Source organism: Brevundimonas sp., assembly GCF_036659295.1.
Lineage (GTDB): Bacteria > Pseudomonadota > Alphaproteobacteria > Caulobacterales > Caulobacteraceae > Brevundimonas.
In genome coordinates, this window is sequence record NZ_JAVXCU010000114.1 from 1 (window position 1) to 6027 (window position 6027).

The window sequence follows — 6027 nt, forward strand, 5'->3', positions numbered from 1 at the left end:
CATCCCGCCAAGCAGAGGGCCCAGCGCATTGGCAAAGTTGAAGGCAGAGTGGTTGAGAGCGGCGGCCAGTGTCTGGGCTTCGCCAGCCACATCCATCAGGCGGGTTTGCAAGATAGAGCCCAGTCCGCCCCCGATACCGATCATCACAATGACCACCAGCAGGGTCTCCAGTCGCGGCGCGGCCAGCGCATATAGCGACAGGGCAAAGGCGCTCCACAGCAACAGGCCCCCAGCCGCCTTCATGCCGAATCGGTCCGCAGCCCAGCCTCCGATCAGGTTACCGGCCATCATGCCGATGCCGAAAACGGCAAATATGGTCGGAAGGGTGGATGCCGAAACGCCCGTCACCGCCTGTGCGGTCGAGGCCAGATAGGCATAGACGCTGAACATACCGCCAAAGCCAATGGCCCCGACGCCGAGCGTCAGCCAGACTTGCGTGTTCTTGAGAGCGGACAGTTCGCGAAGAGGGATGGCATCGGGATCACCGCCATCACGCGGCGCAAACAGGGCCACCAGCACCATGGTCAGAACGGCCAGCACACTGACAATGGCAAAGGTCCAGCGCCAGCCGAAATGCTGGCTGACAATATTGGCCAAAGGTACGCCGACCAGTGTCGCGACCGTCAGCCCCAAAAGCGTGGTGGATACGGCCCGAGAGCGCATGTGCAAGGGCACGATACTGGCCACCAGCAGCGCCGCTACACCGAAATAGGCCCCGTGCGGAATGCCGCTGAGGAAGCGGAACAGCAGCATGCTCTCATAGGTGGGGGCCACGGCGCTGAGGGCGTTGCCGATGGCAAACAGGCCCATAAACCCGACCAGCAACAGCCAGCGCGGCAGGCGAGCCCCCATAACGGCCAGAATAGGGGCGCCGACAACGACACCGGCGGCATAGGCGCTGATGACATGGCCTGCGGTGGGTTCGTCCACGCCTAGGCCTCTGGCGAAGTCGGGCAGGATGCTCATGGCGGCAAACTCGGTCACGCCGATGGCGAAACCGCCCGTCGCAAGTGCCAGCAGTACAAGGGCAATCCGTCCGGCGGAAAGGCCAACGGGATCGGCGCCCTGTGAGGGGCGTGGGGAAACAAGCATGGATACCGGGGTCGTTGGAGACGATGCAGCACAAAGGCTGCGGGGGAGGACGACGGAACCGATATAGGCCGATCAGGCCGTGTTGCAATGCGACCAAGGGAAGGGGGGCTTTGGCGGCAGACCCGTCAAAGCCCCCGTAGGGTGGCTTAGCTGCCGGTGTTTTCGTAAATGCCGGTGATCGAAGCCTTGGCCAGCGTATGGAAATGCAGGTTGAAGCCGTAAACCGCGCCCGAATTGTCAGCGGTAACGTCCAGCGTTTCGACATCCACGGCAAAGACGGTGAAGATGTAGCGGTGCGGACCGTGACCAGCGGGCGGAGCGGCTCCGCCAAAACCGGCATCGCCGAAATCGGTGCGGCCCTGAATGGCGCCGGCTGGCAGGTTGGCACCGCCGACAGCACCTGCGCCCGCGGCCAGTTCGCTGATGTCGGCGGGGATATTGGCTATGGTCCAGTGCCAGAAGCCCGAGCCGGTCGGCGCATCGGGATCATAGCAGGTAACGGCAAACGACTTGGTGCCTTCCGGCGCGCCCGTCCACGACAGGTGGGGCGAGGTGTTGCCCTTGGCATAGACCTGCGCATCGGAAAGCGTGCCGCCGTCCACAAGATCATTGGATGTCAGGGTAAAGGTCATGGGCAGTCCCTCCGCAGTCATTGATATTCGAGCTCAGGTCTTGATGGGCAAGACAAAGGCGGACGGCAAGGGCGCGTATGAAAAAAGGCCGCCCGATGGGGCGGCCTTTTCAACGAAATATCCTGAAAAATCAGGCGATCTCGATCTTGTAGGATTCGATGACCGTATTGGCCAAAAGCGTTTCGCACATGCGCTTCACTTCGGCTTCCTTGTCGGCGACATCGTCGGCCAGATCGAAAGCGATCAGCTTGCCGACGCGGGCTTCGGAAACGCCCGGCCAGCCCAGACCTTGCAGAGCGCCTTCAACGGCCTTGCCCTGAACATCCAGCACGCCCGGCTTGAGGAAGACGTGAACCTTAACCTTGGCCATTAGTGTAGCCCTCCCTGAATAACAGTCGGCATATCTTTCATGATGCCGAGACGGCGAGCCACTTCGGTGTAGCTCTCGATGACATTGCCCATGTCGCGACGGAAGCGGTCCTTGTCCAGCTTCTCGCCCGTGGCGGTATCCCACAGGCGGCACGAGTCGGGGCTGATTTCGTCGGCGAGGATAACGCGCGAGAAATCGTTTTCGTAGATGCGGCCGAACTCGATCTTGAAGTCCACCAGCGTGATGCCGACGGCCGAGAACAGGCCCGACAGGAAGTCGTTCACGCGAATGGCCGTGGCCAGCATGTCGTCCATTTCCTGAGTCGTGGCCCAGTTGAAGGCGGTGATATGCTCTTCGGACACCATCGGGTCGTTAAGCTCGTCCTTCTTGTAATAGAATTCGATGATCGAGCGCGGCAGCGGGGTGCCTTCCTCGAGGCCCAGACGCTTGGCGATCGAACCGGCAGCGATATTGCGTACCACCACTTCCAGCGGCACGATCTCGACTTCGCGGATCAACTGCTCGCGCAGGTTCAGACGCTTGATGAAGTGGTTGGTGATGCCGATCTGGGTCAGACGGGTCATCACAAACTCGCTGATGCGGTTGTTGATGACGCCCTTGCCTTCCAGCTGGGCTTTCTTTTCACCGTTAAAGGCGGTCGCATCATCCTTGAAATACTGGATCAGCGTGCCCGGCTCGGGACCCTCGTAGAGGATCTTGGCCTTGCCCTCGTAAATCTTTTTGCGCTTGGTGTTCATCACTGGCGTTCCCGTACGGGGAGGTAAGGTGGCCTTCAAAACGAAAAACGCGCACCTCCGTTAACGGAAAGCGCGGTCCTCGAGTCGATGGCGGCTAAATAGAACCGACTGCCCTTTAGCCGAATGGCGGCTGTGACACAAATATCCATAAGATTGTTATCCGGACTGTGGCCTGTTTAACTCTTGTTGACGTTCAGGCATCCTCAAGGCCATAGAGCCGCATGCGAGCTCGCACTTGAGTCCGTAAAGCAGGAGTTACGACGCGCATGACGACCTTCGAAGATCGGGAACAGGCCTACGAGGCCAAGTTTGCCCTCGATCAGGAACAGGAATTCAAGGCCATTGCCCGTCGCAATAAAATGCTGGGCCTTTGGGCTGCCGAGAAGATGGAACTGTCCGCCGAGAGCGCTGAACAATACGCTGCTGCCGTTGTGCGTGCCGATTTCGAGCAACCGGGCGAGGAAGACGTCTTCCGCAAGATCGCCGGTGACTTCAAGGGCTCTGGCCTGAACGTCTCGGAAGGCGAAGTGCGTTCCAAGATGGACGAACTGGCGGCGACCGCGCGCGAACAAATCCGCGCCGGAGAATAATCGCCTCAAGCGATTGAAAACAAACAAGGCCCGCAACCGGAGGGGATGGTTGCGGGCCTTTTTGTCGTCTGCCTCGAACACCATGAGGAAACAGACATGCGCACTGCCTACGCATGTCTGTAATGCGCATCCAGCGTTCGGGTTGCAGTGTTATGGCATCAGGACAGTATCGATGACGTGAACCACGCCATTGGTGCGTGCCTGGTCGGCCATGGTGATGGTGGCCTTGCCGCCCTTGGCATCGGTAATTTCCCACTTGCCGCCACCGGCATCACGCAAGGTCAGCTTGCCGCCCTGAACCGTGGTCAGGGTTGCTGTGCCGTTATTGGCGGCGGCCTGTGCAGCCAGATCGGCGGCGACAAGGCGGCCCGGAACCACATGATAGGTCAAGATCTTGGTCAGATCTGCCTTCATGGCCGGTTGCATCAGGGCGTTGCGATCAGCGGCGGGAATCTTGTCAAACGCCGCATTGGTCGGGGCAAATACGGTAAAGGGACCGGGGCTGGACAGGCGCTGGGCCAGACCTGCGCTCTGGATAGCGGCGGTCAGGGTTGTGAAGTCGGGGGCCGTACTGGCGGCGACAACGATGTCTTCGGTCGGGGCCATGGACGGAGCGGGCGCAGGCGTGCTGGTGGCCGGATCGGCCGTCGGGGCCGCATTCTCGCTATTCTGGTTATTGCCGCAAGCGGCCAGTGTCAGGGCGGCGGCAGACGCGGCGATCACGCCAAAAGCTGTACGGGTCTTCATCATTACGAGGTTCTCCCTTTAAGTCGCTGAACTGCGATCAGGGATAAATTACGGTTAAACGCCCGAAAGGATGCGTCACGCGCTGCGATTGTGATCGCTAAAATGAAGGCAGGCGTTCGCGCCACAGGGCCAACTTGGCGTCAAAGGGCAATGTATAGGCTGGACTGGTCGAGGGCAGGTCGATCAGGCGGACGGGGCCGATATGGCCCTCCAGAATCCGGCGGCCCGTCAGGGCAGCGGCCTTGCCGTTAAAGCCGATGGCTTCGAGACGGGGCAGGGTGCGCACAAGCGCCAGCAAGTCCGCCGCTTCGGGGGAACGGATGGCGCTGTCCAGACTGCCGGACCGCTCGGCAGAGGCCAGAACGTCCCACAGGCCAATGCCACTTTGCAGCAAGGCTTGCAGGCGCTCTTCATAGGCAAGGCTGTGCAGCGGCTGGCGGGTCAGGGCCGCCGCAATCGGCCAGAAGCTGTTGCGGGGATGGGCGTAGTATTGCGCGGCATTCAACGAAGCGATGCCCGGCAGGCTGCCCAGCACCAGAAGGCGCGTGGCGTCTGACACGGCAGGGGCAAAACCGATGCTGCGCACACCATCGCCGGTCACGATGTGTGGTCGCGCAACCAGCCAACAACCGAATGGCGGTGGACCTTGGCATAGGGTGCGACAACCGCCACCGAATGCAGTTGCGGCACCTTGAACAGGGTCAGGGTGTTGAAGCGTGGCACAAAGCCGCGCGAAACATCGCCCTTATGGTCATGGAACAGCAACTGGCCGCCCCAGTCGCTGCGCCAGCGACGGGTGAAGCCCAGCGTATAGGCGGTCAGGCGATGGCTGTCCTCGGGGCCGACATCGTCGTGCAGGCCGATAAAGTCGCCGGGGCGATAGCGGGTGAGCTGGCCATCGGCCTTGGCCACGCGCGGCTCGTCGGTGACAAAGGCCCCAAACGCGGTGAACTCGGCATTCAGCCACTCGGTCAGTCTGTGGATTGGGTGACCGGCATCGCGACCCGTCAAATAGGCGGTAATCAGCGGATACGACTGGTAAAGAAAGCCGTAAGTATCGCCGGTGCGATCCATCAGGCTGCGAATGCGCTGGCCCATCTGCTGGCCTTGCTGGCGGATTTGCTCGGCATTCAGCAGGACCGGTTTGGCCTCTTCGCCCTGAAAAGCCAGATCATAGGTCAGGGTTTCGATCATTCGGGCCAGATGCTCGGCCACATGAGGCTCGAAAATCTCGGCAATCTGCACAAAACCGTCCCGCTTATAGGCGTCGCGGGCCGCATTGGCATCGATGGCGGGATTTATGCGGATAACTGGTGTGGTCATGGTCAGGCCGTTCCCCAAAGGCAGAGAGCACTGATAGCCAATACTGGCGCCCAGCAAAAGAAGCCCAAGCAAAAGGGGAGGCATCTTTCGATACCTCCCCTTGCAGTATTCTGGTCGAATGTCGGGCTTAGGCGCCGAACACGCGGTTGAAGATCACGTCGACATTCTTGGTGTGGTAGCCGATGTCGAACAGAGCTTCGAGGTCGGCATCCGGCAGGGTGACGCGCTCGTCAGCCTTAAGGAAGTCGATGAAGCGGCCTTCGCCGCGCCAGACCTTCATGGCGTTTTCCTGCACGGCGGCATAGGCGTCTTCACGGCTGATACCGTGATGGGTCAGGGCCAGCATGACACGCTGCGAGAAGACCAGACCGCCGAGGCGATCCATGTTCTTTTGCATGTTCTCGGGATAGATGTTCATGCGCTCGACCACGCCGGCCAGACGGTGCAGGGCAAAGTCGAGGTGGGCGGTGGCGTCGGGGCCGATACCGCGTTCAACCGACGAGTGGCTGATATCG

8 protein-coding genes and 1 pseudogene are annotated in these 6027 nt (G+C 60.8%); 1 reads left to right on the forward strand and 8 read right to left on the reverse strand.

Annotated elements, in window-relative coordinates; translation table 11 throughout:
- The 4 genes from RSB01_RS13135 to purC all read right to left on the reverse strand — a co-directional run.
- Window positions 1–1092: MFS transporter (locus tag RSB01_RS13135; RefSeq protein WP_332625634.1), on the reverse strand; the 1092-nt coding region annotated here is incomplete at its 3' end.
- A 146-nt stretch (window positions 1093–1238) separates the two neighbouring features.
- On the reverse strand, window positions 1239–1724 hold the full coding sequence (locus tag RSB01_RS13140) for a YbhB/YbcL family Raf kinase inhibitor-like protein (protein WP_332619534.1): 486 nt from the start codon (window positions 1722–1724) through the stop codon (window positions 1239–1241).
- Between the two features lie 130 nt (window positions 1725–1854).
- Window positions 1855–2094, reverse strand: coding sequence for a phosphoribosylformylglycinamidine synthase subunit PurS (gene purS / locus RSB01_RS13145; protein WP_167176517.1), 240 nt, complete (start codon window positions 2092–2094; stop codon window positions 1855–1857).
- Window positions 2094–2852 carry a phosphoribosylaminoimidazolesuccinocarboxamide synthase gene (purC, locus tag RSB01_RS13150; RefSeq protein ID WP_332591305.1) on the reverse strand — a complete coding sequence of 253 codons (759 nt, stop codon included), beginning with the start codon at window positions 2850–2852 and terminating at the stop codon, window positions 2094–2096. Before purC ends, purS begins: the two co-directional genes overlap by 1 nt.
- A gap of 266 nt (window positions 2853–3118) precedes the next feature.
- On the opposite strand from purC, the gene RSB01_RS13155 reads away from it, so the two are divergent.
- Window positions 3119–3442: a DUF1476 domain-containing protein gene (locus RSB01_RS13155; RefSeq protein WP_332591306.1), complete on the forward strand. Its 324-nt coding sequence runs from the start codon at window positions 3119–3121 to the stop codon at window positions 3440–3442.
- A 150-nt stretch (window positions 3443–3592) separates the two neighbouring features.
- On the opposite strand, the gene RSB01_RS13160 is transcribed toward RSB01_RS13155, so the two are convergent.
- From RSB01_RS13160 to RSB01_RS13175, 4 genes and pseudogenes are all read right to left on the reverse strand, one after another.
- Window positions 3593–4192, reverse strand: a complete 600-nt coding sequence (locus RSB01_RS13160; protein ID WP_332591307.1) for a fasciclin domain-containing protein — start codon at window positions 4190–4192, stop codon at window positions 3593–3595.
- A gap of 94 nt (window positions 4193–4286) precedes the next feature.
- On the reverse strand, window positions 4287–4790 hold the full coding sequence (locus RSB01_RS13165; protein ID WP_332591308.1) for a DNA-deoxyinosine glycosylase: 504 nt from the start codon (window positions 4788–4790) through the stop codon (window positions 4287–4289).
- Window positions 4787–5512 carry a 2OG-Fe(II) oxygenase family protein gene (locus tag RSB01_RS13170; RefSeq protein ID WP_332591309.1) on the reverse strand — a complete coding sequence of 242 codons (726 nt, stop codon included), beginning with the start codon at window positions 5510–5512 and terminating at the stop codon, window positions 4787–4789. Before RSB01_RS13170 ends, RSB01_RS13165 begins: the two co-directional genes overlap by 4 nt.
- 127 nt (window positions 5513–5639) lie before the next feature.
- Window positions 5640–6027, reverse strand: a pseudogene (locus RSB01_RS13175) (adenylosuccinate lyase); the annotation flags it as partial.